This window comes from Paenibacillus sp. FSL P4-0127 (assembly GCF_038007325.1).
GTDB classification, from domain to species: domain Bacteria; phylum Bacillota; class Bacilli; order Paenibacillales; family Paenibacillaceae; genus Fontibacillus; species Fontibacillus macerans.
This window is the reverse complement of sequence record NZ_JBBOWY010000002.1, coordinates 116,388-143,320: the sequence shown is the minus strand read 5'-3', so window position 1 is coordinate 143,320 and position 26,933 is coordinate 116,388. Positions and strand designations below refer to the sequence as shown.

Genomic DNA, 26,933 nt, shown 5'->3' with positions numbered 1-26,933 from the left:
CTTTTAAACTCCACCCTTCGCGGCGGCCCCGTCCGGGACATCGATTCGTTGTTACCCGGTTCGAGACATGGATTCGTCCGGATGGCTCACAAAGTCCCGTCCGTACACTTCCTCCTGAATTTGTTCAAGCGTCTTGCCGCGGGTTTCCGGGGCCATGACCACGCCGATCACCGCGGCGATGACCAGGAAACCGATCATCACCATACCGGAAGCGGCAAAACCCATGGAAGTAAGCATGGACGGCACCACCAGCGAGATCAGGCCCACCGCTACCCGGGCGGTGCTGAACAGAAAGCCCTGGGCTTTGGCGCGGTATTTGGTGTGAAACAGCTCGCCCGCCCACAAGCCGTAGAAGGCTTGCGCTCCGAAGCCGGCGGCGACGCCCCACAGCACAACGAAGGCCAGCAGCTCGGCCATGCCCATGCCGCCGAAGGACAGGATCGCCCAGGCAGCAATCCCCATGAATGCGCCGATCCCGTACAGCACTTTCCGGTTGGCTTTATCGCCGAACTTGATGAAGACGAAATACGTCGAGGCTACGGTCAGAATCCAGAGGAAGGCCTGCAGCAAATTGGCCTGGGCGGAGGTAAGGCCGCCGACCCGCTGGTAAATGTAAGGCATAAAGTAGCCCATCACGCCCGCCACCAGGTTCCAGAAGCAGTAAATGCCCAAGAGCAGAACGATCGAGCGCAGATTGGCCCGGCTCTTGAACAGCTCGGCAACCGAACTTTTCGCCGCCTGGCCGCCCGCCAGCGCCTTGGCTTCCCTGGCTTTTTCCTCCTCCCAGATCTTGCTCTCGTTGATCTGCTGCTGCATGATCCAGGTGATCAGGGCGATGACGAACAACTGCCCGAAGATCAACCGGCTGCCCAGCAGGCCAAGCGGAGCCAGCGCCACGGACAGCAGCAGCGATATCGCCGGGCCGATGGACCAGGCGAGCTGCCCCCAGCCTACCCGGGCGGCCCGTTCGCCCGCCGGCGCTTCCTCCGAGATATACGTCCAGGCGGCCGGGATCGCCGCGCCCACCGCGATGCCGGTAATCACATAACCCGCCAGCAGCATCGGAAAATTAAACGAAAGGGCGACGAGCAAAACCCCCAGCATGTACACGAGCAGATCGTATTTGTAAATCAGCTTGCGGCCGTATTTGTCGACCAGAAATCCGCCGATGAGCGCGCCGATCGCCGACCCGAATCCGTTGGCGCTGAGCGCGCCGAGCAGGCCCAGCTTCACGTCGTCCAGCTTCAGGTATTCGACCCACAAGGTAAGGCCTCCGGCGCCGGCGACGATGGAACCGGCCTCCAGGTAATTCGACATGGCGACGGTGATGGTTGACTTGAGGCCGTTCTTCTTCGTTGCTTGAGCGGCAGCCATCACACCCGCCCCTTTCCGGATTCCGGCTCCAGGTGGAACACTTCCGTCAACTCGCGGGATTCCGGACTGTTGTCGGGATTGGTCCGCATAATGTCCTTCATGTAATCCCACCATTTGCGGCAGATCTCCGTATCCGCGCTTTTGGCCCAGAGCGCTTCATCCTCGATTTCCAGGTAAGCAAACAAGGTATGGGTCGTTTCATCCAAAAAAATCGAATACGTGCGAACCCCGTGGCTTAGCAGCATCTCCTTCATCTCCGGCCACAGTTCGTCATGACGTCTTTGGTATTCCTCATGGCAGCCTGCAAAAACTTGCATGATCGAGGCTTTCCGTATCATGTTACAGCTCCTTCCCGATCCTCAAAATTTTCACGCCTTGTATGTTGGCGCTTACACCTTTCACTATATAAGCGGGGCGTTTTCGCCTGTAGGAGAGATTCTTCGGATCGGGTAGACATTCTTCTGAACATGACGGGAAACCGCGTGACGCCTTTAGCCGGTTCCTGCAGTCCCCCGGTACTCGGACGGGAGCTGGCCGAAATGCTGCCTGAACAGCCGGCTGAAATAGCGGACGTCCTGATATCCGACGGCCCGGCTGACGTCCCGCAGCTTTGCCGCAGGGTCGGCGAGCAGCCTTCGCGCCTGCTCCAGACGGGCGCGGGTCACGTATTCGAGCACCGTTTCCCCGGTTTGCAGCTTAAAATACTGGCAGAAATACGTAGGGTTCATATGGACCTGCTCGGCGATTTTTTTCACCGTAATCGGGCTTCCCAGGTTCCGGCCGATCCAGTCCTTGGCCGCTTCAACCGGCTTGGCCGCGGACCCGGACCGCGCCTGCTCCAGCGCCGTCACGGCCCGCCTGATCATCCGCAGCGCCAACAGCTTCAGCTCCTGCAGGTTCACCGCTTCCCGCGCCTCCCGCAGCGCCGCTTCGGCCCCCGCGGACCCGGCCGTTTCCCCGCACGTTTCAAACAGGGTGGACTGTATCAGAAGCAGCACATTTTCCGCAACTTTGCGGATTCGCGCCGGGGAGGAATACCCGCCGATATGCTCGAACAGCTGCCTGCACACCGCCTCCGCCTCGGCGGCATCGGCCTGTCCGACCGCCCGCTTCATCCGCTGCAGCAGCGAAGGGAGAAGGCCGCCCGGCTGTTCCCCGCCAGTCTCGCCGCCGCTGTGGTGGATGCGTCCGTACGGAAACACCCGGTTTCCCCCTTCCAGCAGGCGGTGCTGCATGGCGGAAAGCGCTTGCCGCTTCGCGTAAGGCAGCAAATACAAATCGCCGATCGGCTCCGCGAATGAGACCGATACGGTAAACGGCGTGTACGTTCTTACCGCTTCGCGGATTCGTCCGGCCGTCTCCAGGGCGGCTTCTTCCCATTCGCCGCCGTCGCTTGCCGCGTCCGGCCCCGGCCGGCACAGCAGCGCCCAGAAATCCGCGCCCGTACCCCGCCACCACCAGCCGCTCATCCGGTGTTTTTCCGCCGCCGCGCCGACGATTTCACCGGTCATATTTTCCAATGCGAAAAAATATGCCTGCCAATCTTGAGCGGTAAAGCTTCTCGCTTTGACCGGCAACGTGTCCATAGAGACATACAGCAGGATGTACTCTCCTTTCGGAAAAGAATCCACCCAGAACCCCAAGCGGGCCAGATCGCTTTCGTCCGCCGTGATCCGGGCGAGCGCCTGCGTCTGCTGCGTGAATTTGAGCATCGCCTCCTTTTGGCGCAGCGCGCTCCAATGGTAATTTTGCAGCCGCCGCTCCTCCACTTTTTGCTTGATCTCCGCGAGCACCGCCATTAGCTGCTCCCGGTCGAGCGGCTTTAGTAAATAATCGGCCGCGCCTTCCTTCAGCGCCGTGCGGACGTATTCGAAATCGTTATAACCGGTCAGCACGACGGCCAGAAACGAACGGACTTTGCCCGCTTCCCGGATCAGGGCGAGCCCGTCCATTTCCGGCATGCGGATGTCGGTGATCAGCAGATCGATTTCGGCGTCCCGCGTTTGCAGGAAGTCCAGCGCCTCCCTGCCGTCCCCCAAAGCGGCCAGCACTTCCCACTCCTCGCCGCAGGAGGCGACCAGCCGCTTAAGCCCCCGGCAAATTCGCGGTTCATCGTCCACGATCAATACTTTGATAGGCCTCATACCTGTCCCTCCTTTGACGATTCCTTCAGATCTTCCGCACCCGCCCGATCGATCGCCGGAATGCGAATGATAACGGTGGCGCCCTCGCCTGCCATGCTTTCCATTTGCAGACCGTACCTGCTTCCCAGTGTATAATGAATGCGCGCGTTTACATTTTTCAGGCCAAAACCGGAATCCTTCCGCTCCATGGACACGTTTTGCAGCTCACGGTTCAGCTCCTCAAGCCGCTCGCTGCCGATTCCCGGGCCGTTGTCCCGGATGCGGAAGACGACTTGCCGCTCACCCGGGAGCGTGCCTGGTTCTTCAGCGATATGCAGTCCGATCTTTAGACTCCGGCGGCTCTCCATTCCGTACTTCACGGCATTTTCCACGATCGGCTGCAAAATAAACTTGGGCGTGTACCAAGCGGTGTTCACCTCTTCCGTAATCGAAAAAGCCAGCCGTTCTTCAAAGCGGAAGGCCTGGATCGTCAAATAATCGCGGACGTGCTGCACTTCCTCGGCAATCGTAACCCATCTCGATTTGTTGGACACCGAGAACCGCAGCATGCGCCCGAGCAGGGTCACCATTTTCACAACCGCTTCCTGCTCCCCTTCTTCCGCAGCCATGCTGATGCTTTCCAGCGTGTTGTACATAAAATGAGGGTTGATCTGCGACTGCAGCGCGTAGAGCTCCGCTTCCTTCTGGCTTAACTCGGTCTGCACGTTTTTGGCGATCAGCTCCCGGATCATCGACACCATGAAGGTAAAGCTCCGCGCCAGCATCCCCACCTCATCCCGGGATTGAATCCCCGGATCGACGTCAAACCGGCCTTTGCCGACCTCCTTCATCAGGCGGGCCAATTTCATGAGCGGCCTCGTCACCCGGTAGGAGAAAACGGTGTAGAGGATCAAGGTCACAAGCGCGAACCCGGCAAACAGCAAACCGACGATATTCCGGGTGATGTCGGCCTGCTTCGTCAGTTCTTTCAGCGGGATGCTGTACATCAGCCTCCAGCCGTATCCGGCGGAACGCGAGCTGCTCATAATCCAGGTTTTCCCGCCCGCCTGCTTGCGGAAGCTGCCGTTTTGCACCGGATATTCGCGGATTTCGGCGTCGTAGCCGCCGATCCGCGCGCGGTCGGTATGGTAGAAAATTTCGCCCTGCCCGTTCAGCAGCCAAAATTCCGCCTGCTCGTTCCGCTCAAAATTTTGCAAAATCCGATCGATAAACGACATTTGCACCGCGATAAACATCGTGCCGAGGCTGGTGCGGTTGTCCACGTCGTCAATTTGCTTCGTGATCATGAGGTAAGGCTCGCCGCTGCTGAATTTTAGCCCGAAATCGCTGGACAGCAGCAGCTTCGCTCCGCCCCTTAGCTCCAAGTCCTGCCCGTAGGGAATCAGCAAGCCCTTGCTGTCCAGGCCCGTAAAATCGAGGCGGGAAGCGGAGAACAGCCGGTTTTTGGATAAAATGAACACCCCGAGAATTTCCGAATTGCTGCCTTCGAGAAACGTCTTGGACAGATAATTGTTCATTACATAGGTATCCGTATTGAGATCGGAATTGCTCTGGTAGGAATCTTTGCGCAAAATGCGCACAACGTCGGTTGAGCTGAACAACTGCTCGGGAAGCACGGCCAGCTTGCCGATATGCTGATCGATCGAGCCGTTGGCCTGATCAAGGAACTTCGGCATGTACTCGCCGATTTGCTGTACAATCGATTTTTCGTATTGCCGGTAAGAAATGACGCCGAGCAGCGAGATGGGAAGTACGGTGAGCGCCACATAGACGATCAACAGCTTGGAGCTGAGCCGAAAATCCCGGAACCGCCGCCTTCCTCGCCTAAAAAACATACTCATCCACATTATCCTTGGTAAAATCGAGCGGCTCCCCCATAATCACTGAATCCCCCTTCACCCGAATCTCCCCGACATTGCGGACAACCTGGCCGTTGACGGGAGATTGGCCGTCAAGCAGGTTCACCGCCAGCACGATCGTTAAATACCCCAGCCGTTTCGGACTCCAGAGGGTGGCGTTTTTGACGGTCCCGTTCTTTAGATATTCCCGCATCAGATTCGGCGTGGACAATCCGACCGCGTGGATGCTTCCGGCCTGCCGCTTGTCTTCAAGCGCCTTGGCCGCCGCCGGCAGCGCGACGGAGGAGGTGCCGATGATTCCCGCCAAATCGGGATACTTCTCCATCAGCCTGATCGCCTCCGTGTAGGCGAGCTGCGGATCGTCATTGGCCGCGGCGGTCTCGACTAGCTTCATGTCCGGATAGTATTGCGCATTCTGAACCTTAATCCATTTCATCCACTCGTTCATGTTGGAGGCGGTGGAAGCCCCGGCCAAAACGGCGTATTGCCCCGTTTCATCCATTTGCATTGCAAGCGCATCCAACAAATGGCGCCCGAGCGTCTCCGGATCGACCATATTGACGAACAGCTCCCGCCCTTCCGGCTCGGTATCCGAGTCCCAGGTGATCACCCTAATGCCGCTCTGCTTCGCTTCCCGCAGTACGGGCAGCAGCTTGGCCGAATCGTTGGCCGACACCGCGATCAGATCGACCTTGCGCGAAATCAGGCTTCGGATGACCCGGATTTGCTGCCCGGTGTCCGCCACCGGCGATCCTTCATACAGCAGGTTCGCCCCCAGATCTTCGGCCGCCTCGCGCGCCCCGTCCTCCACCAGATTGAAATAAGAATTCTCCGTGGCTTTCGGTACCATGCCGATCGTGTAAGTTTCCTGGGCAACCGGGGCCGCTTGGCTATGGGTCTCCTTCTCGTTGGAATATATGACGTCGTATTTGATGGCCGCATCCCCGTTTCGGCAGCCGCCGATGACGACGGCAAGCAGTAGCAGCGCTGCAAACTGCAGCCCGGCGGACCTCGCCCTTGCAAACCGTTGTCCTGTAAATCGCAGCCCGGCAAACCGCAGCATTGCAAACCTCGGTCCTGCAAACCTCAGTTCTGTAAACCTCAGTTCTGCAAACCGTTGTACTTTAAGTCGTTTTCCTGCAGGCCATTGTCCTATCATCCGCTTTCCTATAATACACATTCTTATCATCCACATTTCTATAAGCCGCATATTTATAAGCCGCATTTCTGTACCCCAGCGGGGCAAGGTTCCTCCCCCTTCCTAATTGCACAATTTGATTTAGCGATTCAATCGTATCCCCATGCTTTTTTGTTGTCAACGCAATATCGGACTTTTAAATGTTGTTTTGTGTTGTTTCTTGTTGATTCCATTGTCCGCTTCGAAAAGGCAAAGGTATAATATGGTTTGAATGTAGATTTGAAGTTTGGTGAGAGGGGACAGATGATGGGCTTAGTTGACGGTACCTGGTTTACCGTAGAAACGATTGACAACCGAACCTACGCCATTAGTGAATACGGCCATTGGGAGAAGGCCCACTCTTTTTTGCTGATCGGTGAAGACAAAGCCGCCCTTATAGATACAGGGCTAGGCATAGACAATATTAAAAGAATTGCGGATAAGCTGACCCGCTTGCCGATCATTGTCATCACGACGCATGTCCATTGGGATCATATCGGGAGCCATGGCGAATTCGATAGCATTTTGGTACACGAAGCCGAACGCGACTGGCTGGTTCATGGGCATTCCCGGGGTTGCCGATCGAGGTCATCCGTAAAGATGTGAGGCGCGATATCAGCCGCCCTGCTCCAAGGCGCTTCTAACCCCCAACCCGTTCAGCTTTCTTGTACGGGTGGTCCTTGAACGAAGGGCCCCAGGCGAGCGAAACGCTGCTGAGCATCAAAGCAGGAGTCCGCCGATAAGTCGCGGGGATTTTTTCATTCGCCGATAAAACTAACAGAAACTAGACTGCCTGAGAAACTTCAGCGAATAACATAAGGACCTAAAGTGTCGTTATTTCGGCGATCCCCGCCCATTTGAGAGGGATAGCGGCATTTTATGTCTCTATTTTCCCTCGTCGCAAGGAAATACCCGCGTACTGAACCGTTCAGAGGAAAATAAGTACATAAAATGCCGCTAATGGGGATAAACAGGCTAGGTTTCGGATATTAAGCGCCTAAAGTGCCGCTATTTTGAAGGGCGACGATGATAGGTCAGCAGATAGATCAGTAGGTAGTCAGTAGGTAGTCAGCTGGTTGGTCGTTCCAGCAGCCGGCTGTCAAGCGCCGATTTCTAGGTTGAGCCCGGTTTTAGGGGCAACAACTCCCCCAAACGTTTGTCCTCCCCCCCTCATTGGAAAAATCCAATAGATTGGTGGATAGCGAACGTCATTTTGAGCTCAGAACATTGTGCCAGGCCGCAGCAACCTGACTCCCGGCTATATTAGAGCTGGAATATCGGCTTAAAACCCGCTTAGATTTTGCTCAACTCCTCCAAAAAGGCCGGTCTTCCACTATACAATGTCATTAGTTCATCGACCATTTGTAGTTGATGAGCCTTACCCGCTATCTTTTTGTATCTCGTAAGAATGCCGCATACGTTCCGGTAATGTTTTCGTGTGGACGAAGCTTTCGCCGCCAAGCGAATATGCTCCTGATACAACGTTAGCACCTCGTCCTTAAACCGCTCTGACAGCCTGTCGGCATAGGTTTCAATTTCGTCCGGATGCTGCCTTACATACTCCACGAGTCCGTCCAGATCGTTTTCCGCTTCAACCAGCTTAAGGTACAGCCTTTCGCCGCGCCAGCCCTTTTGTTCCATCAACTCTTGCTTTAATTGACGATAAAATACTTTCTTATCTCCGCCAATCGATTGCTTCAGCAGGCTGTAATATTCAATATGTCCATCCAGCAGCAGCTCTTTGGCCAGTTTGACCTGTTCTTCCTTAAGCGATAGTTGTTGATAGGCGTCATACCTTATTTTTTTCCATTGGAAAACGAGGCCCCGGGAGGCTTCATCTTGAGCTTCACCTTCCAAAGCCAAGTCCACGACTTTATGAAAGTCCCCCGCCTCCATAAACTTGCCCATATACCATTCCCGAAAAAAAGGGAACCGGAGATTTTCCGTGATAAAATGTTCGTTTTCTTCAGGTGTGCCGTATTCCTGTATGATCCCAAACAATATGCGTAACATACTTTCATTACTGTATTTCTTGTACTCGTTGTCGGCATTTTGGCGGATCAAGTGTTCGATCTGCGCTCTCAGCTTGCTCCTGAACGCTTCAACGTCGGCAAAACCGGCGCATATTTCAAGCAGTCCGTTTTGGTAATCATCCCATCTCCCGCAGAGCCCGCCTTCGATCCGGTCCATCAACTTATTAAAAACCTGCTCTCGCCCATCCGCATCCAGATCGTGGCTTTCCCCGGCGATCTCCCCGATCAGTTCCAGCGCTTCATCGGCCAAAACGCCGATGTCCCCGTCCGAATCGTCGGCATACTCAAAAGCTTCCATAGTTTCTTCCAGTAACAAAAGGGCGATATCCAAAGCCAGCGGGAGGTTATCCGTCCCCCTTGCCTTCTCTAATATTTCACTCATCTCTTGCGTAAAATCATAGGTTTCCCCATACGGAATGAAGCCGTCCCGGCCCGTATATTTTCTGGCGATAGCTTGGATCAGCTTCCGGCAATTCTCCAGTTCCTGTTTGTCGTCCCCCTTGGCATATTTGACCAAAAGGGAATTTCTTAGCATCGCATCCCCCCGGGCAACTTCCATGATAATCCCGACCAACTCTTCCTTGGGAAGCTGATCGAGCACCTCTTTCAACACCGGCTGCCTTTCCGTCCCCGGTTGCTCCGTTTCGTTACGCTCCTCTTCCTCACTGCTTAACATATCCGACAGTTCATAGTAAGCCGCCACTTTGTGCTTGCAAATAGGACCGTAAGAATAAGGGCAATCACAATGGGAATAGAGAATGTCCCCGTTCTCGCCAAGCTTGACGACGACCTCGTAATCGTCGCTGCCTTCCACTTGGATAATATATTCACGATCCCCTTGGTGATAGACGTCAACAACACGGTCATCTATGTAGTAGTCGTATCCCTTAGTTAAAACCGCTTCGGCTATATCGTTCTCGAAATGGTTGATATTCATGGCTATTCCCTCGTTTTCCCTAATATTGATAGTTTATTTCTAATATAGCACACGAATTCTCACGATAGAGTCATGGAAGGAAAAAAGTATCTTTTGTCGAAATTTATAGGAGATAGCTCGAAAATGCTCGAAATGAAGGGGGGTGCAATCATGGAAAAAACGATCGTACATAAGCTTGTTGACGAAGTGATGGACGAAGTGCTCTCGAGCAACCGTGAAGCCCTGGATAGCGCAGGAGTTTCCAAGGCCAGTGTGGAATTGGCCGTCCGGTTGTCGGCGATGACGACCGTGAAAATCCTCGAAAAGCTCGAACTGATCGAAAAAGATTAAAGAGTTTTTTGACGCTGATCCGGGTCACTCAATCCAAGTGAATGAAATGTTCCGAAGACGAAAAAACCCGAACGTTGTAGAATAGACATCGTTCGGGTTTTTGGCTCAATCCACTTCAATCCCTAATCCATATTCATCCGACAAGGTTATATAAGGTCCGTCGCAGGTGAAGCCGCCCCGGATTTTTTCGTTTTCTTTAAAATACATAAAACTGTCTAAGTCTCCATAGATGAAGTTCGGTCTGGATGCCACCAAAGCCGCGCCGGCCGCGATCCCGATCCGGCTCTCCATCATACAGCCGAGCATGCATTTTATTCCGCTTGCTTCCGCGATGGCGTTGATCTGCAATGCTCGATAAAGGCCGCCGCATTTCATCAATTTAATATTGATGAGGTCCACCGCCTCTTTCTTCACCAGCTTGATTGCATCCTGCGGAGAAAAACAGCTTTCATCGGCCATGATTTTCAGAGGCGATTTCGCGCGGACGTAGCTAAGCCCGTCGATGTCCCAATGAGGGACCGGCTGTTCCACCGCCTCTACACCGTATTCGGCGTAGCTGTGAATGACGCGGATCGCATCGCCGGCGGACCAGCCTTGATTGGCGTCCACTTTTAACCGGATGGCCCCGCCGACCGCTTCCCTGATCCGCCGGATCGCTTCAATATCGTCATCCGGATTCAGGCCTGCCTTGACCTTGATCTGGCGGAATCCTTGTTCCGCCAACCGGACCGCTTCCTTGGCCATGTCTTCCGGAGCGCCGATGCCGATCGTCCTGTCCGTCTCCATTTGCTTGGCCATTCCGCCGAGCAGGCGATACAACGGCAGCTTCGCATATTGGCCCATAATATCGTAAAGGGCGATATCGATGGCCGCCTTGGCGGCGGCATTATGAACCAGCGTTTTGTCCATCAAGTAGTGAATAGAATCAATGCTGAACGGGTCCAGTCCGATTAATGCCTGCTTCAAAAGGAGGATCGCATTTACGATCGTGTCGGCCGATTCGCCGGTCACAAACGTGGCCCCGGTTCCTTCTCCGTAACCGGCAAGACCTTCATCCGTTTCAATCCTGACGATGACGGTTTCGCTATAATCAATGGTGCCCAGGGCAATGACGACCGGCTGCCGCAATTCCAGCCTTAGCTTTTTCGCCGTAATCTCTTTGATTTTCATCGAGTTATGCGCCCTCCTCCCTGTTCATTTTTTTGCCAATGGGGATGCATGTTTCCGAGCACGACAAAAACCTTGGCCTCTTTTGTACCGGGGTTATACACCAGATGGGGCACATTTTTCTTCATATAAAGGCTGTCCCCTTCTTCCAGGCGATAGGTCCGTTTATCCGTCCGGTATTCGATGCACCCTTCGAGCACATAACAAAATTCCACAAAATCATGAGTCACCATTTCATCATAGTCCGTCTTCCCCGCTTCAATCCTCACCAGCATAAACGACATATCCGGCTTCTCGCCATTTTTCAACCGGATCGGCGACAGCAGCCGATATTTGGCATGCGCCTGCGGAAAGGTCAACTCTGCCGCCCCTTCCCCGGCCGCGATAAAAACATCCGCCGGCACTTCATATTCCAATAGAAACAGCAGCTCAACATTCAGCGTTCTGGCGAGTTTTCTAAGGACGGACAGGGAGGGTTCCGCCAAATTGCGTTCAATTTGCGAAATGTAAGCGGGCGTGACGCCGGCCAAATCGGCTAAAGCCATGGACGACAGCCCCTGCTCCCGCCTTAAGTCCCTGATTTTTTCACCCTTCAGCTTAAAAGAAACTTCCTTATTGCTAATGGCGCTAACCTCCTATCGTGGATTTGACAATCCATAGAATGGTCGCCGGCTCTTCGTTCGGATTAAAAAGATAATGTCCTGTTTTCCTGGGAATAAAAATGCTGCCGCCTGTTTCGATCCGCACGCTGTCATTTCCGTATCGATACTCAAGCTGCCCTTCCAGGACATAGATGCCTTCGTCCGTATCCATCGATAAATCCTCGGTGGAGATCCGTTCATGGGGAGGAATCTCCAAACGGAGCACCTCGATTTCCGGAGGTTGGGCGCTTCTCCAGGCCATCGGCGTCAACACCACGCACTCCCCGGGCAGGTTCAGGAATTTGATCGTTGCCCGCTCGATTTTGCGAAGCACGATCACCTCTTCATCGGGCTCTTCGGCAAACATCAGAGTGGCCGGGATGTCCAGCTCCTCGGAAAGCTCTCTCAGTACCGGCAGCGAGGGCTCTTGACGGTTATTTTCCAGGTTGGACAGATAACCCGTGGTGACTCCAATCCGCTTCGCCAATTCCGCTAGGGTGAGATTTTTCTGTTTTCTCGCTTCTCGCAGTATATCTCCCAACATACTAATGAGTCCTTTTTGTTTTATTTTCTTGTGAACAGGATCGATTCCACTGTAAGTTCAAACGGGATGCTTAACGAGGTGATCCGGCCGTCCACGCCCGTAGCGAATGAAACGGGATGCGGGCCGCCGAGCAGTTCGAACGTAAAAATATCGTAATGCAGGTGTTTCACATCCATGGAATTGTTATGGAATTGCATATGCAGCGCGTCATCCTTCACCGTGATGCATATATCGCCGTAGCCGGGGTTCGTATACTCTCCCGCGTATTCTTCCAAGTCGTGGCTGTAGGGTTTGCCTTCGATTTTCGTACCGTAAATTGCGCGAAGTTGTCCCTTCATTGCGGCCAACAAGGTATCCATGCCGTCTTGATATGCCGTGAACCAGTCCTTCTCGCCTGCGTGTCCAAGATACCGGTCATATATTTCCATGGATAACGCCGTCGTAAACAAATTACTGTTCGCATTGGTGAGGACAGCGCAGCCGATATGGTCATCCGGCATAAAGGAAATTAAGGCGGAGCCCCCGTTTACATTTCCCCCGTGATCCACCACTTTGCGCCCCCGGAACAAATCGACCGTCCACCCCAGCGCATAACCGATCGTGACGCGCTCCGGAAATTCAAAAGGCAGGATCTGATACGGGATGTTCGGTTTATGAAGTTCTTTAAACAGAGCCGTATCGATTAATGGCTGCTCTCCCGCTTTGCCGCCGTTCAGGTTAAAAACAACCCATTTCGCCAAATCATCGATTGTCGTATTGATCGAGCCGGCCGGCCCCATCGCGTCGATCACTAATGGGACGTTTTCCTTGTTGACGCCATTTTCGTCCGGCGTATACAATCTGGCGTACTTGCCGCTCTGATCCGGATACGGAATACGGAAGCTGTATTCTTGGATACCCAGAGGCGAGAAAATTCGCTCCTCTACGAATTTCTCCCAGGTCATGCCGCTGATTTTTTCGATCAAGTATCCTACGGCCGCATACATATGATTTTGGTACTGAAAGCCGCTTCTGAACGGGATATTGTTCTTCAAATGACGGATACGGTTAACCGCCAAGTCTTGACGGTTTAAATCATCCCAATTGAACCACATGAGTTCGTGTCTCGGGACTCCGGTTCTGTGACACAGCAGATCCCGCGTAGTGGCCTGTATGGAGCCTAATGGATCGGACAGTTTGAATTCCGGCATATACGTCCGTATCGGCGCATCCAGTTTCAGCTTCCCTTCATGGGCCAGAATCGCGGCGGCTGCCGCCGTAAACGACTTGCTGGAGGAGCCGATCGGCAACAAGTGTTCCTTGGTCATCGGAATGTTCTCGTCCAGGTTTGCGTACCCGAACGCCTCGGAATAAATGACCTCTCCATCCTTGATGATGGCCACCTGAGCACCGGGAACGTTCAGGTCGGACATCGCCTTTTCGATGGTCTCATGAAGACCGTTCAAGATTTGATCGCTCATGTGATCCCTCCTATCGATTAAGTAAATTCAGTGGGTTACCGCAGTTAACGCCTCATTTTCGTTTCCCCTCTAGTCGTGCTTAGAAGTTATGACTATTATTTTAAATGAATTGTTTTAATTGTAAATATAAATGTGCGTCTTTTTATTTTTATATTTATAATTTGGCTTTGCTGAACGTGAACCAGGGGGAGTAGTACCGAAGAACTGGCGGGTGGAGGGCGGGCGTAACGAGGAACAGGTGAGCGGGCGTACCGGGGCGGCCATCCAGGGGGACTAGGTGCGAAAGCGTAGAAGAGCGCTAGCGCGATTCTAACGGTTGTGAGCGACGCTATTTGAGCTAAAACGGGGGTTTGCAAAATGTAACGGTTGCCAGCGAGCTTATTCCCCAATTTTCGGCGGTAAAAGGGCTGTTTTCGTCCAAATAAGCACATATACAACACTAGCGTTGCATAAAACCTAACGCGAATAATCAAATATTAGTTAAATATGGGTAATTATGATCATTTTTCATGGAAAAAGCATAAAAAATCTCCTATTGTAAAGAGGTAGGTACGTTGTCCATAACTCTCTACAAAAGGAGACCATCCATGGATAACGTTAAAGCTAAAACGGTCATTCGTCAACTGATTTCCTTACTGCCCATCGATGTGCATCAACGTTTACTCTTCGACCATTACACCAAGAAACTTACCACGATGAAAGCGATCATGCTCTTCATCAATGCTCAGTTGAAACAATGGTCATCTTACGGTGAAATGGAAATTGCACTTCGTGCTGAGCCGAAACTTCAGCAGCTTCTACAGTTGGAGAGTATCAGCGGCTCGCAATTATCCCGAAAACTCGATCAGATCCCAACGGAGCTGTTGGAGTGGATGTTTCAGCATCTGGCATCACAAACACAGCAACGTGCTTGCCACCAGGGCCAGAGCGGGAAATTGCACATCATTGATTCTTCCAGCATTCGACTGCCGCTTCAACTTGGAAGTTGGGCCAAGATGTCAAATAAGAGTAGCGGCGTCAAGATGCATCTGCGCCTCGTTGTTACAGCTCCCGACAAGCTATTTCCTGATGCCATGATCCCCAGTTCGCTCAATGTAGGGGATCGTGCGGGGGCCGTTGAACTGGTCGTCCCCTCGGATGCGATTTATGTGATGGATCGCGGTTATGATGATTATGCCCGGATGGATCAATGGGTCCAGGACAACATCCAGTTTGTGATCCGTATGCGAGATCGCGCGCTTGCCACCGTCATTGAGGAGTATCCTGTTCCGGAAGGCTCGAACATCACGCGGGACGCCAAGGTTTGCGTGGGCAGTTCCTTCCGATCCATGGAACATTCCGTTCGTTTGGTGGAGTTTTATGACGAGCAGGAACGGACTTATCGTATTTTTACATCGGTATGGGATAAGACCGCTGAAGAAATCGCGCAGATCTACAAAAATCGCTGGCTCATCGAGTTGTATTTTAAATGGCTGAAGCAACATTTGCGATTGAAGAAGCTGCACAGTCATAAACCACAGGCTATTTGGAACCAGTTATTCTTGGCTTTAATTACTGCCTTGCTCGTGGAGCACATCCGGCACAGCACCCAAACGGCAAAAACAAACTGGCAAGTGCTCCGGATTCTCCGCGAGTATTTGTACCGTTCATGGCGATCCTTTCGAACCGAACTGGATCGGAAACCCAGTCGAAGTAGTCCGGGGAGACGTCCGGGGTCAGGTCCCAAAGCGTTATCGGTGCGCACAATGGTTGGGATAATTAAGCCAAGCAAGTTCAAGGAATAATATCCATTATATACATTTAATGGGACATCGCGACCTACGCATTAGGTAACCTTGGCTTTTTGGTCTTAAGCTTAAAAAATGACTGTAAAAAAATCCATTTATAGTTTCAATAATCCAAATGTGGGTTTTGCTGAAAATTGATGTTAGTGTTCTTGCAACGCTAGTGCATATACAACCCTTAGAAAAGAAACCCCCCGATTTTCGGCCGAATAGGCGCGCTGACAACCGTTAGCGTAGAAAATATTTCGGATGGATCGATCATTCGAGGCTAACCCGTCAGTCAAGCATCGATTTTTAGGCAGACTCGTAGTTCTTCTTTTTAAATTTATACGAAAATGCAATTCCTTATTTTTATGTAAAAGGGCTCACTGTCCAGAAATTCTCTTCAGAATTTTTGGACAGTAGGTGAGCTGGTTCTCCTTCATGTGTACAAAATTAACCTATGGGCTCGTTCTTACGTACCCAGTTAGCGAGTCTTTTTTCTTTCTTGGGAAAGTAAATCCCATTCTAGCCCCTCGTAGGGAGCGACACAAAATGGAAGAAATGAGCAGCGTAAAATTCTTTCAATCTACGCTCCCGTATAGGGAGCGACGAATTATCGTTTGAAATTTCTTGTGCTCCGGATAAACTTTCAATCCACGCTCCCGTAGAGGGAGCGACACAATACGGTTTTGGAGTTTTAAAGAATTGATCGAACTTTCAATCCACGCTCCCGTATAGGGAGCGACGGGACTACATCGTCAGCAATAAACCCGAACACTTTCCTTTCAATCCACGCTCCCGCATAGGGAGCGACATGACATCCGAAAGCAACTGGGCCACGCTAAGGACCTTTCAATCCACGCTCCCGCATAGGGAGCGACCGCGATCATTTCAACCCCGCATCCAGCAAGGGTTTGAAAACGCTTTAGTGCGAATCCCCTTTTTTATGGTTAATAAATGGGGTAAGTATTGACGTAAAATCCCGAAATCCCGCGCTGGGCGAGAGGTGCGAATGTCCCGGGATTTTTATGTGAGCTTGGGGTTCGCACCGCCACTATATTCCGTTTTGCTAGAGAACGATTACTTCCCGGTTCATGCTCCAAGGCTACTCCTTCGTATACCGCTCGTTAAACATATCTACATAGGCTTTATGTGGGAATAACATCGGGTTATTAATCAGCATCAAAAGCTGATTTAGTTGAAACGTTAGAGAAAGCAGCGAGATTTCTTCTTTTTCCCCGCTCTTGCTGTCCAGGTTAACGCACACCCGATAATTCTGCAAATCGTACTGCTTCTTTATGTCCTCAATTTCCGTTGCTGCCGTCTGTTCTACGTTTATTTTTTCGGAATTCTTTGGCTTCGGCCAGTTAAATGCTTTACGATAAGCCTCTTGCTCTTTATCGTTATGATTTAATTCATTATACCAATATTCCAGATTCTGCTGAGCGGATGTCAATGCAACAGTCAAGCGCTTCCCCTTAGGGTGGATAATCATATCGAAACCGTCCGGTATCTTCAGTTCCGATTCGCTGGTATGACACAATATCCGAAGCGGGCGCGTAGAAGTCTGTGTATGTTTCTTTTCTTGCAGGTCATCGCCAAAAAAAACGTAAGGATTCATTCTGGCAACGGCTCTTTGAGACGTTTTAAGCCCCCTGATTCCATTCAGCCAATTCTCCAACGCTCCAAAATCCGGACTTTTACTCTTACATTCCACCACGACAGCAACCGCCTCGATCGGAATATATTTTAAGGTTCCATGCCGAAAAATATAGGGAGTGTATTGTTCGTCGTAAATAGCCAGATCGACTTCATTGGATACCCGCCCGGCGGAATCGATGATAAACACGGAACGGGCGATGGAAAACTTCTTCGGAATCAGCTGCTCGAACATGGCCTTCCAGATTTCTTCCCGGAAACCGCCTGATGTTCCCGGATGCTGGCTCTGAAAACTAAGTTGGCTGACGATCGATGCCTCCAGTTCGGCGTAGTTGTTCACGATATGGCGAATCGCTTTCTGCCTGTTTTCATCCGCAGTTTCATTACTGTTGCTTTCTTTGCTCATCTTTTAACCTCGCCTGTTTCAAAGTCATTCTTCCATATCCGGCGTTCGTCTTCCCTCCGATACCTTCCAGTTTCAAGGCCCGAAGCACAAGCTGCTCCGCAATCTCCAACCACGCATCGGCTTCCTCACTGTCCGACTCACAGAACAACATAATTCGGAAATCAGCCACCACCGAGAGGAATGGAACGGGAATCGGCGAATCATCGTCACGAGGAGCATTCGCTCCGCTTTCTACCGGCGCATACTCCGCTTCCGGCCGAAGCCGTTTCGAGGCATCACTCGACAGACTGTTGTAGCTTTGATGATGCGGCGTCATCACATCCGGCAAAAGAGCCGTACGGACCGTTTCGGGCGTTGGAAGCGCATCGAAAAAGCGGATATATCCCGCTTCCTGTTGCGTACCGAACAGTACCTTGTAGCTGTCGCCGTCCATCCGAAAAGACGGGTGCTCCGCCCCAAGATACCGGTGGCAGTAGTGAGCAGCCAGCCCTTTGAGCGCTGTTCCCGGAATGTACGGCACGCCATAAGTCTTGTGCAGCGCCATGCCTGTTTCCAATACCGTTTGCTGGCCTTGGCCGATAATGCAAGGCGACTCGCTAGAGACAAAGAAAGGTCTATGCCGCCCGGCCATTTTCTGATAGTGTCGCTGATACAGTTTCCTATACCAATCGATTGACTCGGTCCAATAAGTTTCGTACTCTTTCACAACCCGATCGTAAAAAACACCTTTGGTCTCCCCATTTTTGTCCACGATCATTCCGAGGTCGGAATCCTCCTGAAAACCCCGGTATTTGTTCAACATCTGATGCAGATTCACGGCTTCCCCTCCTTTCCTTGATTCATGGGTCAGGATTCCGGCTGGCGGAGCAGCGTTTCGCTGTAACGCTTGAACCAGGTTGCGGCATGCAGAGCACGGCGGGATAAATATCGATAAGGCCCGCTGTCCTTAGGAAGGCTCTTACTTGTTAGTTCCCCCCGATTGAGCGCTTCCGCCATATGACACAAATAGTCTGCATAAGCTTTTCTTACGATCGATTCGGAATCTTCCCCAGAGACGGACTTTGCTTCGTAAAACGCCACAGTCAGCCGCAAGCCGTTCTGAAGCAACAGTGACGGGAATTCGCGGCTTCGCCGGAAGTATTCGGCCGCATCCGAGGAATCCGGATCCATGCTGCTGATGTGACGAAAAGCCACTTCGGCATATCGGTGTTCATACGAGTTCATGCGCGTTCCCCTCCGGAAAAACGACATTGCACTCGTCCTTTGCCTACCGTCAGATTGCCGCCGATTTGCAGCATTTTTGTACCGGACAGTCTGCTCAGCAAGCTTTGCTCCGTCAGTCCTTCGATCCTGGTGTACAGACGGTCGCACCAGACAATGCCGTACAGGATGGACTCCGTCGGCAAATATTCCTCAGACCACAACATCCCGTTCTGTACGGTCTTCGTATCGGGCGAAATGCGAATCCGCGGCGTCACTTCACAGCACATGGTTACAAAGTACTGAAAACTCTCATCGGAAACGAGCACTAAACGTTCTTTAAACATACGACGAGACACGTCGTCTGCGAAAATCCGCTCACCTGCCCATGTGGCCAAAAGATCAAGTTTATCCGACTTCAAGGCCCTGCATTCAAATTCATCGAGGAAAAGAGGAAGCGTGTTTTCATCCTTCCAGTCAGCCGCCGAATGAACCGACGGAGCTTTACCATCCCCGGATGCCGAGTTGGTCAATGCGCTCCCGGTCGTAATCCAGGCGCGGGAATCGGTTAGTTCTTGCTCCAGCTCCCCGATATCCGGACAGGCAACCATACCTGCGGCCGCCAGATCGCGGGCCAGCCGCCGGACGGCAAGCGGGCAAGTGACATACGCAAAAGTTCCATAAAAGCTGGCTACCGGGAACGCAAACAACCGGCTGTCCGAAAAGACGAGCGCACCCGCATTTCCCTCAATTCCCTTGCCCCCGGAATCTCTTTGATCCGCCTTTCCAAAAGCGGCATTCAGCCACTCCTCTTTCTTCAACGGAACCGAAGCGGCGTTGCCTTCCCTCTTCTCCAGTTCCGCCGCCAGCGATTCACGCTGCACTCCTTTTATGCTGCTGCCCGGGATATAGGGCCATTCAGTTATTCTTTCTCTCATCATCGGCATATCGATCGCGCCTACACCCTGACCGGTCCCGATATGGACCGGGGACAGACAATGAATCCAATACATCTTGCTGCCAGCAATCATCGAGATTCCACCTCCTGATTTCGTTCATCTCCGCTGTACGCTTTTTCATCCCACACGCCCCATAAAGCCAGTCCAAACCCGTCGTTTCTGTCAAGCATGGCCGTTCGCCGGTTGCGGTCGGATACGGATTGCAGCCACAGCTTTTCCGCGAGCAGCCGCGGGTTCCCCCGCTCGACTTTGAAGAAGTAGACGCTCCCGGCTGGAACCATACGCCGGATGGCCTTTTCCTCCCGCTTACCATAGCTCCAACCGGAAATGGGCTGCCAGCGAGGGACACAAGCCCATTTGAGTTCCAAAACGATATCTTCCTCACCCATTGCTTCCGGTTTTCCTCTTAAGTCGCTATCAAGCCATCCCGGTAGCCAGCCTTTCGTAAAATACGCCGGGGTTGCCAGCACCATTCGAATATAGCAGGCCCCGTCCAAAGCCTGGAGAATCGAGTCGGGACAGGACCAGACCTCGCCAGCTTCGGTTTCACTGAAATGCGCTAGACGCCGTTTGCCGCCAAACGAGTGGATCGCCGACAAGCCTTTCGGCCAAGCGATGTTCGACTCAGACAAATCCGCTTCTGCCAGCAGATACGCATCCTCAGGAAACACCAGCGCCTCGGTGTCGAACAAAATCCCCTCCATCGCTGTGTGCGATGCCTTGTCAATGGCTACATGCGTGCGGACATCCCGGGGGAACGCCCGCAGGAACGGTTCAGATGCGGCTTCCTTGACGTAAGTCAAACCACCCTGGACGTTTTCCGGCAAGCGTGTCTCATCCGCATACCAGTTATCCAGCGGTTTCATCCAATCTTCCGTTAGCGCATGTGTTCCGAGCCAATCGATCATCCATTCGGCGGACAGATATTGCGGCGCTGCGGCCGCGCCCTTGCCTGAGGCACCCGCAGCGGGCCAAAGCCGGTCTCCATGCCAACCGCTTCTGCCTGTACCGAGGAACCCTTCCCCTTCTCCCGGCTTGCGGGGGACGATCCTGTCCACTTCCAACCGGTTCCCGGCCTGCCGAAAATGCAGATCCCGAGGAACCGGGAAATAAGGTTGCTCCTTATAATGCAAAAGAGGACCGCGTACGGCCAGCTTGGCTACCTCGAGCTTTTCTTTCTCGCCGAACGCGGTTGTATGACCGTGTTCCTCCGCCAGCTTCTTCCCCAGCAGCGTACGGAGCGTGCCGGCGACAACACTGGGCGGCACTTCGCTCATGCTGTGCGCCTTGGCGCCGGGATTCGCCTCGAACGGACGGCCATCCCGCAGCATCACCGGTTCAAGAGGGCGAATTTTCAGCCATCGTTTCATAGATCGCACCCGCTTTCTCTAGATTGACGGCAATGATAAACTGCTCGGCCAACATACGCAACCGCTCCAGCAGCGCGCCCTTCCCGCCCAGCATATCGAGCATGGGCGCGAGCAGTTCGCGCTGCACCGCTTCCGCTGTTAAATGCTCGGGCTTTTTACGAACGGCCAGCCGCTCCAGTTCCTTTTCAATCAATCTGCGCGTCCGCTCTTGATCGGAAAGCCAGAGCGAACCTTGGCTCAACCGGCTGTACTCCTCATACAAGCCACGCAATTCATATGCAAACGAGAACGAAAATAACTTATCCCGATACCATTGCTGTATCCGCTGCAGACGTTCCACCGGCTGCTCGTCAAAAGACAGGCGTATCCGCATCTGATCGCCGCCGTTGCGTTTGCGGTAAACAATAGCCAGGCTGTTCCGCTCCTGTTTGGCCAAACGCTCGGCTTCCGCCGCCAGTTGCCGAACGTCTCCAAGCATTTCCATCATATGTACGACCGCAATTCCGATGGACAGCGTAGGCCGTCTTCCGTCTTCAGGCATCGCTTCCTTCATAACGCAGGCAAAAGATTGCTGCAAGCTTGCCGCCGCTTCCAGACACTTGTCGATCGGCAAATAGGCCATGACGTCATCGCCGCCGCTGTAAACCAGCCGACCTTCGCAGGCGTTGATGATGTTTTCCGCACTGTCGGCGAACCGCGACAGGCGTTCCGTGAACAGGCCATGCTGCTCAAATGTGGACAGCTCGTTTAGAGCTTCGCCCATTCGGTCCCCATCGCAGAGCAGAAACGCATAATACGGTGTCGGGCGAATGCCGATTTTCCGATACAGCGCCTCGAGCTCCGCTGCAGCCTGGGACACGAGCTTCCGCTTTTTTTCATCCTGTATAGGCGGATTGGCATGTTCGTCCACAAAATCCTCGATCCGGCTCTCGTAAAACAGCCTGAATAATTGGCCTTCACCGTTCGGATTCAACTTGCCGAACACCGGGTCAATCTCCCGCAGCCTAGAAAAGTAGCCTTCCACTTGATGGCGCAGGTTCTCATCCTTCCGCAGCCGCCGCTGGAAGTTGTTGAACGCCACATCGCAGACGGACAAAAAACGGCTTCCGGCACGCGTGTACAAAGAGAGCCGCTTTACCGCCGAAATGGCATCCAGCGTTTCATGCGATTTGATGCCGAAACGGGCCAAGTCGTTCTGCTTGTCCATCAGCAGCACCGACTCGCGGCCGCCATCAAGGCTCGATTTCTTTTCGCCGAACATTTTTGCCGGTTCGTTCTGTTTGAAATCACGCAAGGTTTTACGGGCGGTCAGCAATTGCTCGGCGCGTCTCAGCGCTGTTCCGTAATCGTTCAAGTCAGGAAGCAGAACCCAGACCGCATAGAACTCGATAAAGTCCTTGATTTGCCGATCCCACAGATTTTCATTAACATACGGCCGCAACCGCTCCAATGCCTCATCTGAAATTTGCTTCCAGGCCCTGGCCACTTCAATACGAATATCTAGTGCAAGTTGCTCTGGGCAATCGGATTCCACATAGCCGAGCAGCTTGTTCGTCACTTTAGCCCGATCCGGCGGGGCCTCCCAATCGATATGCGGATATACGATCTTGCCGTTCTTTCTTCGAAAAGCCTCTGCCGCCGCACGGCTAAGCCTGGAGAGAAGAAAAGAACCGAACCACAGATCTCCCGTCCGCCTTGCCTGGGCGATGAAATCCTGCACAGGCCCGATTGAGAACAGCATCAGTTTTCGTTCAGCCACTGCCATTCCCTCACCTTCCCCGAATTTAAAAAAGCAGTAACCGCCGAGGCGGTCACATCCTGCCGGCTGGTAGGTTGACCATTGCTGTGAATCCTCATCGGGTTTTTCGCCCGGTGTTCCGGAAGATACTCCGGGGCTATGTAAACGGCGCTGGGGTGGATATCTTTCCCGTTGAATCGCTTGCTCGCTTCGTACTGCTTGCGTTCTATATATTTCTTAAACTCTTTCTTTTGTATCAACTGCAGACGTAAATGACCAAGTCTAGGCTGGTTTAACACAACCACCGCACTAATCGCTTTAAAACCGTTTTCGACGGCAACGGCCTTCACAATTACCGGCGAAGCCAGGCGATCACGGTCTTTGGGCACAAGCTCAATATCCGACGGCTCGTATCCCTGATCTTTAGGCGGATGCTTTTGGGTGTCGTTCTGAAAATGAAAAATAATCGGCAACCCTAGTTGAGCACGCGGAAAAGCGACATAGTCCGGGCCTTCCTTGATCGTAGTCGACTTCAGATGATCTTTAACGCCAATTTTCGTAATGCGGCGGATTGAGTCAGCTTCCGGCCAAAATGACCTTGAAAAGCGCTTGGTGCCTCCTTCCTTGTACTCATTTCGAGCATTGCGAAACTTCTGCAGCTCCCTGACGGCCATACTCCACGCTTTGACAGGCTCTGTTTCGCCACCACCAAATTTGATCGTGGTGCTTAAAGTTGGCCATTCGCGGTGCGTTTGCTGAAAATTCGCTTCATGCGAAACCAGATTTAATTTGTATTGCTCCACTTTTTCCTGAAAACATGCTCGTAGTTCATCCGCCCTTGCTGTTTTAGGGGAGAACTTACTGCAATACAGACTCCCACAACCTCTTCGGGTTCGTGAACCAATACCGCCGAAATTGATCCAGGCCCATAAAGCGCATTCCACATCGAGCTTGAGTTCTTCCAAGTCCCGGGCCCACGTCTTTACATCGGATTCGGACAGGTTATACTCAACATGCAAGGTGAAATAGAAGTTATTCAAATATTGCGGGTCTTCCTGCTTCATTCCCAGGAATGAGAAGAGTGCGTACTGACCTTCCCACGGCTCTCTGACCATTTTTTTCTTACTTTCATCAAACATTGGAGTAGATTTAATTCTCGACGAATCGGTTTCAACCCATATTTTCACCGCACTCGGTCTTTCTGTACTACCGAAAATCTCTACCTCCCGGCTTCTTAATTCCGCTACGTTTTGATAAGTGGCCCCGCGAGTAGCCCGCCACCAAAAACGAAGCTGACCGCGGATCGCGCTACTTCTTACCGGACGCAGCTTGTCAATCCACTGCGGCTTCACCCCTCCGCCGACCATCGGCGTCACCACTCGGATAGTGAAGCAGTCGCGAACCATTTTCTTATTTGCGTCATCCAGTAGCGATTGAACCTCTGGCGGCCTCAATTCGGGAGCTTTTAACGTCCGCACTTGGCTTCCACCCCTCTTCTAATTCGACTGATTACGACCCAGGAAAAAAGAACCATTCGCCTTGTTCCACCTATTTCGACCCCTATCGACCAAAACCCTTTTTCCCCACAAATTTCCCAATATGTTATAGGCTTAAAGCAAGAGTGAGAAACGAATCTGAGGGTTGTGATTGCCTTTGTGGGCGGATTTCTACAGTGATTTCCAAGTTAAGCAAAAAACTCCCCCCGCGAGGGAGGAGCTCAATAATTTGTCTAATCGTGGATTGGGCTCAATTCATCTAAAAGGCCGGTTTGCCGTTTATAAATCCGTTAATTCCATAACCTCCCTTAACTTTATCTATCTCCTCTCTCTAAGCGAAGGAGTAATCATCTAGGCAATTGATAAGGAGGGGGCTTCACTCTAAAATCACTCCACATTAAACACGCGAACATTTCCACATTCCTTGAGTGTACAAAAAAAGCCTTTAACCAAAGGCAATTTTCATTAAGATACTCCTATGTGGGAAGTGGCTATTGATCCTGGTAATCGCAAAGAATCAGACCTTCTTTCATTCCACCCTCTCGTGCAGAGAGGAACGCTGAGGCTTGAGAGTGGCGTTATCTTAAGGGGCAACTTGGTATTGATTTTACATCTTTCAAGCCACGCTCCCACATAGGGAGCGACGACGATTTCAGAAACAAAACGGGCGAATTTGCGGAACTTTCAATCCACGCTCCCACATAGGGAGCGACTCCGTCCACCTAACCCCCGCATCCAGCAAAGGTTTGGAAACGCTTTAGTGCGAATCCCCTTTTTATGGTTTAAAAACAAGTTAAACAAAGCCGCAATATCCCGCAATCCCACGCCAGACAAGAGGTGCGAATGTCCCGGGGATTTTATGTGAGCTTGGGGTTCGCACCGCTGTTCTTTCCCGCTTTTACCAACCAATTGATTACTCTTCATTACTTCAAGGCTACATCGTCGTATCTTTCTCGTTAAAGGTACATAGCCTTACGCACCTATTTCGATCCCAATCGCCCAAAAACCTTTTTCCCCCACAAATTTCCTAATATCCATCCATGAATAATCGGTCAATTTGGCCGTATAGCCAAGCGGCGACGACTTCTAAATTGAACAAAAAACTCCCCAAGGGAGGATCTCATTAATTTAACCCGTCATGGATTTGGCTCAACTCGTCCAAAAAGGCCGGTTTGCCGCTATATAAATCCATTAATTCCTCGATCATTTGGCGTTGATGGGCGCTGCCGGCTATTTTTTTGATATCTTCTAATGATGCCGCATACGCGTTGGTATTCTTTGCGTTTGGAAGCGGCGCTGGCCTCCAAGCGAATCCGCTGCTGATACAAAGCGATCACTTCGATCTCAAACCGCTTCGCCAGCCGGTCGGCATATCTTTCAATTTCGCCCGGATACTCCTTCACGTACGCCAGGAGCTCGTCCAGGTCGTCTTCCGCTTCAATCAGCCTTAGATACAACCCTTTGCTTTGCCAATCCTTTTTCGCTTGCAGCTCTTGTTTTAGGTGATGATAAAGGGCTGCCGTATCACCGCCGGCCAATTGTTTCAGTTCTTCATAATATCCAAAATCTCCGTCCAGCAACAGCTCCTCAGCCAAGGTTTTCTGCTCTTCCTTAAGCGATAACCGTTTATAAGCCTCATATCGCAACTTTTTCCATTGGATTACCAGTCCCCGGAGAGCTTGATCTTGAGCTTGGGCTTCCCCTTCCAAAGCCAGATCCACGACCTTCTGAAAATTCCCCTTCTGCATGAACTTCTTGATATACCATTCCCGAAAAAAAGAAAACCGGAGATTCTCCACAGCAAATTGTTCGACTTCTTCCGGCGTGCCGTATTTCTGGATCATTTCAAACCAGATGCTCAGCATCCCTTCATTGCTATAATCTTTATGCTCGTTGCCGGCGTTTTGGCTAATCAATTGTTCGATTTTCATTCTTAACTTGTTCCTCAAAGCTTCAACATCGGCAAAGCCGGCACAGATTCGCAGCAATCCAATGCGGAATTCATCCCAGCCCTCAAAAATCTCGCCATCGCTCCGCTCCATCAACTTCTCGAATACCCGCTGTCTTTGCTCCACATCCAGGTCGCGGCTTTCCTCGGCGATTTCCCCGACTAGTTCCAGCGCTTCTTCTGCCATAACGCCAATATCTCCGTCAGAGTCGTCGGCATACCCGAATGCTTCTATGGCTTCCTCCATAAGCAAAAGGGCGATATCCACGGCCAGCAAGGGGTTGTCCCCGTATTTCCAACCTTCTCAAATACTTCACCCATCTCACGCGTAAAATCAGCGGTTGACCCGTACGGGATAAACCCATCCCGGCCCGCATATTTTCGGACAATGGATTGAATGAGCCTGCGGCAATTTTCCAGTTCCTGCTGCTCATCAACCTTGGCATATTTGAGCAAAAGAGAATTTCTTAAGAATGCATCCTTCCGTGCAACATCCATGATAATTACGATCAATTCCTCTTTGGGGAGTTGCTGCAACACTTCTTTCAGCTCCGGCGGCTTCATTTAAATAATAGTCATACCCTTTATCTAAAATCGCATCAGTTAGGTCATCCTCGAAATGGTAAATGTTCATAGGCGGGCACCTCATTTTCCCTTCTATAAAAGAGATTCTAGTTCATAATACAGCACATGAATTTTAAGAGTGAAGGTAAAAGAATCTCCCA

21 protein-coding genes, 1 pseudogene and 1 CRISPR repeat array are annotated in these 26,933 nt (G+C 52.0%); of the genes and pseudogenes, 3 read left to right on the top strand and 19 right to left on the bottom strand.

Going from position 1 to position 26,933, the window contains the following annotated elements:
* Positions 1 to 51: 51 nt before the first annotated feature.
* From NYE74_RS27235 to NYE74_RS27215, 5 genes are all read right to left on the bottom strand, one after another.
* On the bottom strand, positions 52 to 1,374 hold the full coding sequence (locus NYE74_RS27235) for an MFS transporter (protein ID WP_036626378.1): 1,323 nt from the start codon (positions 1,372 to 1,374) through the stop codon (positions 52 to 54).
* Positions 1,374 to 1,712: an L-rhamnose mutarotase gene (rhaM, locus tag NYE74_RS27230; RefSeq protein ID WP_036626379.1), complete on the bottom strand. Its 339-nt coding sequence runs from the start codon at positions 1,710 to 1,712 to the stop codon at positions 1,374 to 1,376. The genes NYE74_RS27235 and rhaM overlap by 1 nt, the downstream gene beginning before the upstream one ends.
* Before the next feature lie 153 nt (positions 1,713 to 1,865).
* Positions 1,866 to 3,518: a helix-turn-helix domain-containing protein gene (locus NYE74_RS27225; RefSeq protein WP_124333583.1), complete on the bottom strand. Its 1,653-nt coding sequence runs from the start codon at positions 3,516 to 3,518 to the stop codon at positions 1,866 to 1,868.
* Positions 3,515 to 5,359 carry a sensor histidine kinase gene (locus tag NYE74_RS27220; protein WP_227872972.1) on the bottom strand — a complete coding sequence of 615 codons (1,845 nt, stop codon included), beginning with the start codon at positions 5,357 to 5,359 and terminating at the stop codon, positions 3,515 to 3,517. The genes NYE74_RS27225 and NYE74_RS27220 overlap by 4 nt, the downstream gene beginning before the upstream one ends.
* A complete protein-coding gene (locus NYE74_RS27215; RefSeq protein ID WP_051985714.1) occupies positions 5,343 to 6,440 on the bottom strand; it encodes an autoinducer 2 ABC transporter substrate-binding protein in 1,098 nt (365 codons plus the stop codon). Before NYE74_RS27215 ends, NYE74_RS27220 begins: the two co-directional genes overlap by 17 nt.
* A 381-nt stretch (positions 6,441 to 6,821) precedes the next feature.
* Between NYE74_RS27215 and NYE74_RS27210 the strand changes: the two are divergent.
* Positions 6,822 to 7,195 (top strand): annotated as a pseudogene (locus tag NYE74_RS27210) (MBL fold metallo-hydrolase); the annotation flags it as partial.
* A 652-nt stretch (positions 7,196 to 7,847) separates the two neighbouring features.
* On the opposite strand, the gene NYE74_RS27205 reads toward NYE74_RS27210, so the two are convergent.
* The gene (locus tag NYE74_RS27205; protein WP_278739340.1) at positions 7,848 to 9,524 is read right to left on the bottom strand and encodes an SWIM zinc finger family protein; all 1,677 of its coding nucleotides are present in this window, start codon (positions 9,522 to 9,524) and stop codon (positions 7,848 to 7,850) included.
* Between the two features lie 150 nt (positions 9,525 to 9,674).
* On the opposite strand from NYE74_RS27205, the gene NYE74_RS27200 reads away from it, so the two are divergent.
* Positions 9,675 to 9,854, top strand: coding sequence for a hypothetical protein (locus NYE74_RS27200; protein WP_124333582.1), 180 nt, complete (start codon positions 9,675 to 9,677; stop codon positions 9,852 to 9,854).
* 105 nt (positions 9,855 to 9,959) lie between these two features.
* Here NYE74_RS27200 and NYE74_RS27195 read toward each other — a convergent pair whose 3' ends face one another.
* Genes NYE74_RS27195 through NYE74_RS27180 form a run of 4 tightly spaced genes read right to left on the bottom strand, consistent with a single transcriptional unit; the run spans position 9,960 to position 13,666 of the window.
* Positions 9,960 to 11,024 (bottom strand): mandelate racemase/muconate lactonizing enzyme family protein, encoded by a 1,065-nt coding sequence (locus NYE74_RS27195; RefSeq protein WP_036626387.1) that lies wholly within the window; start codon positions 11,022 to 11,024, stop codon positions 9,960 to 9,962.
* Positions 11,021 to 11,602 carry a helix-turn-helix domain-containing protein gene (locus NYE74_RS27190; RefSeq protein ID WP_227872973.1) on the bottom strand — a complete coding sequence of 194 codons (582 nt, stop codon included), beginning with the start codon at positions 11,600 to 11,602 and terminating at the stop codon, positions 11,021 to 11,023. Before NYE74_RS27190 ends, NYE74_RS27195 begins: the two co-directional genes overlap by 4 nt.
* A 46-nt stretch (positions 11,603 to 11,648) precedes the next feature.
* Positions 11,649 to 12,206, bottom strand: coding sequence for a helix-turn-helix domain-containing protein (locus NYE74_RS27185; RefSeq protein ID WP_036626391.1), 558 nt, complete (start codon positions 12,204 to 12,206; stop codon positions 11,649 to 11,651).
* Positions 12,207 to 12,226: 20 nt separating this feature from the next.
* Positions 12,227 to 13,666, bottom strand: a complete 1,440-nt coding sequence (locus NYE74_RS27180) for a serine hydrolase (protein WP_051985716.1) — start codon at positions 13,664 to 13,666, stop codon at positions 12,227 to 12,229.
* A gap of 587 nt (positions 13,667 to 14,253) precedes the next feature.
* Between NYE74_RS27180 and NYE74_RS27175 the strand changes: the two genes are divergently transcribed.
* The gene (locus tag NYE74_RS27175) at positions 14,254 to 15,450 is read left to right on the top strand and encodes an IS4 family transposase (protein ID WP_115311341.1); all 1,197 of its coding nucleotides are present in this window, start codon (positions 14,254 to 14,256) and stop codon (positions 15,448 to 15,450) included.
* Positions 15,451 to 16,009: 559 nt separating this feature from the next.
* A CRISPR array of direct repeats spans positions 16,010 to 16,313; the repeat unit is 33 nt; unit sequence CCTTTCAATCCACGCTCCCGCATAGGGAGCGAC.
* A 224-nt stretch (positions 16,314 to 16,537) separates the two neighbouring features.
* Here the strand turns inward: NYE74_RS27175 and NYE74_RS27170 are convergent.
* The 9 genes from NYE74_RS27170 to NYE74_RS27130 form a co-directional block, all read right to left on the bottom strand.
* Positions 16,538 to 17,497, bottom strand: coding sequence for a DUF6602 domain-containing protein (locus NYE74_RS27170; protein ID WP_051985717.1), 960 nt, complete (start codon positions 17,495 to 17,497; stop codon positions 16,538 to 16,540).
* Positions 17,475 to 18,314: a type III-B CRISPR module RAMP protein Cmr6 gene (cmr6, locus tag NYE74_RS27165; RefSeq protein ID WP_051985718.1), complete on the bottom strand. Its 840-nt coding sequence runs from the start codon at positions 18,312 to 18,314 to the stop codon at positions 17,475 to 17,477. Before cmr6 ends, NYE74_RS27170 begins: the two co-directional genes overlap by 23 nt.
* A 29-nt stretch (positions 18,315 to 18,343) precedes the next feature.
* Positions 18,344 to 18,721 (bottom strand): type III-B CRISPR module-associated protein Cmr5, encoded by a 378-nt coding sequence (gene cmr5 / locus NYE74_RS27160; protein WP_036626392.1) that lies wholly within the window; start codon positions 18,719 to 18,721, stop codon positions 18,344 to 18,346.
* Positions 18,718 to 19,728: a type III-B CRISPR module RAMP protein Cmr4 gene (cmr4, locus tag NYE74_RS27155; RefSeq protein ID WP_036626393.1), complete on the bottom strand. Its 1,011-nt coding sequence runs from the start codon at positions 19,726 to 19,728 to the stop codon at positions 18,718 to 18,720. The genes cmr5 and cmr4 overlap by 4 nt, the downstream gene beginning before the upstream one ends.
* Entirely contained in the window at positions 19,725 to 21,026 is a 1,302-nt protein-coding gene (gene cmr3 / locus NYE74_RS27150; protein ID WP_051985719.1) for a type III-B CRISPR module-associated protein Cmr3, read from the bottom strand. Before cmr3 ends, cmr4 begins: the two co-directional genes overlap by 4 nt.
* Positions 20,995 to 22,791 (bottom strand): type III-B CRISPR-associated protein Cas10/Cmr2, encoded by a 1,797-nt coding sequence (gene cas10 / locus NYE74_RS27145; protein WP_051985720.1) that lies wholly within the window; start codon positions 22,789 to 22,791, stop codon positions 20,995 to 20,997. Before cas10 ends, cmr3 begins: the two co-directional genes overlap by 32 nt.
* Positions 22,767 to 24,242, bottom strand: a complete 1,476-nt coding sequence (cmr1, locus tag NYE74_RS27140) for a type III-B CRISPR module RAMP protein Cmr1 (protein ID WP_036626394.1) — start codon at positions 24,240 to 24,242, stop codon at positions 22,767 to 22,769. Before cmr1 ends, cas10 begins: the two co-directional genes overlap by 25 nt.
* Positions 24,243 to 25,438: 1,196 nt before the next feature.
* Positions 25,439 to 26,485, bottom strand: a complete 1,047-nt coding sequence (locus tag NYE74_RS27135; protein ID WP_051985721.1) for a hypothetical protein — start codon at positions 26,483 to 26,485, stop codon at positions 25,439 to 25,441.
* A 156-nt stretch (positions 26,486 to 26,641) separates the two neighbouring features.
* Positions 26,642 to 26,842 carry a hypothetical protein gene (locus NYE74_RS27130; protein WP_196427581.1) on the bottom strand — a complete coding sequence of 67 codons (201 nt, stop codon included), beginning with the start codon at positions 26,840 to 26,842 and terminating at the stop codon, positions 26,642 to 26,644.
* Between the last annotated feature and the right edge of the window lie 91 nt (positions 26,843 to 26,933).

Coding starts and splice junctions, on each gene's coding strand:
- NYE74_RS27200 (WP_124333582.1), top strand. CDS start 9,675: ATGGAAAAAACGATCGTACATAAGCTTGTTGACGAAGTGATGGACGAA.
- cmr3 (WP_051985719.1), bottom strand. CDS start 21,026: ATGAAACGATGGCTGAAAATTCGCCCTCTTGAACCGGTGATGCTGCGG.
- NYE74_RS27185 (WP_036626391.1), bottom strand. CDS start 12,206: ATGTTGGGAGATATACTGCGAGAAGCGAGAAAACAGAAAAATCTCACC.
- cmr5 (WP_036626392.1), bottom strand. CDS start 18,721: ATGAACTCGTATGAACACCGATATGCCGAAGTGGCTTTTCGTCACATC.
- NYE74_RS27205 (WP_278739340.1), bottom strand. CDS start 9,524: ATGAATATCAACCATTTCGAGAACGATATAGCCGAAGCGGTTTTAACT.
- NYE74_RS27215 (WP_051985714.1), bottom strand. CDS start 6,440: ATGCTGCGGTTTGCCGGGCTGCGATTTACAGGACAACGGTTTGCAAGG.
- NYE74_RS27235 (WP_036626378.1), bottom strand. CDS start 1,374: ATGGCTGCCGCTCAAGCAACGAAGAAGAACGGCCTCAAGTCAACCATC.
- NYE74_RS27180 (WP_051985716.1), bottom strand. CDS start 13,666: ATGAGCGATCAAATCTTGAACGGTCTTCATGAGACCATCGAAAAGGCG.
- NYE74_RS27220 (WP_227872972.1), bottom strand. CDS start 5,359: ATGAGTATGTTTTTTAGGCGAGGAAGGCGGCGGTTCCGGGATTTTCGG.
- NYE74_RS27195 (WP_036626387.1), bottom strand. CDS start 11,024: ATGAAAATCAAAGAGATTACGGCGAAAAAGCTAAGGCTGGAATTGCGG.
- rhaM (WP_036626379.1), bottom strand. CDS start 1,712: ATGATACGGAAAGCCTCGATCATGCAAGTTTTTGCAGGCTGCCATGAG.
- NYE74_RS27170 (WP_051985717.1), bottom strand. CDS start 17,497: ATGAGCAAAGAAAGCAACAGTAATGAAACTGCGGATGAAAACAGGCAG.
- cas10 (WP_051985720.1), bottom strand. CDS start 22,791: ATGGCAGTGGCTGAACGAAAACTGATGCTGTTCTCAATCGGGCCTGTG.
- NYE74_RS27225 (WP_124333583.1), bottom strand. CDS start 3,518: ATGAGGCCTATCAAAGTATTGATCGTGGACGATGAACCGCGAATTTGC.
- cmr4 (WP_036626393.1), bottom strand. CDS start 19,728: ATGATTGCTGGCAGCAAGATGTATTGGATTCATTGTCTGTCCCCGGTC.
- NYE74_RS27175 (WP_115311341.1), top strand. CDS start 14,254: ATGGATAACGTTAAAGCTAAAACGGTCATTCGTCAACTGATTTCCTTA.
- NYE74_RS27130 (WP_196427581.1), bottom strand. CDS start 26,842: ATGAACATTTACCATTTCGAGGATGACCTAACTGATGCGATTTTAGAT.